Raw genomic sequence first — 276 nt, 5'->3', positions numbered from 1 at the left:
TATGGCGGTACCGGCCTCGCGTTATCAGCCGTCTGCCCGGCAGTACAGCGGCAGCGTAACGCCACCTGAATACGATGAAGGGGTGAAGGTCAGGAAAGTGGATGTCAGCGGAAAGCTGAGCATACAGGGTGTCAGTCTGAGCGCAGGCAAGGCGTTCAGGGGAGAACGGGTCGGGCTGAGGGAGACGCAGGATGACGGCTGCTATGAAGTGTGGTGGTACAGCACGAAAGTGGGGGTGATCGACCTGAAGAAAAAGTCGATCACCATGGGTAAAGG

1 pseudogene is annotated in these 276 nt (G+C 58.0%); it reads left to right on the top strand.

Annotated features, from left to right (window positions below):
- Positions 1 to 276 (top strand): annotated as a pseudogene (locus HBA26_RS22730) (IS481 family transposase); the annotation flags it as partial.

Source organism: Enterobacter sp. 725m/11 (assembly GCF_011683705.1).
GTDB lineage: Bacteria > Pseudomonadota > Gammaproteobacteria > Enterobacterales > Enterobacteriaceae > Enterobacter > Enterobacter bugandensis.
This window is presented reverse-complemented; position numbering and strand designations above follow the sequence as displayed.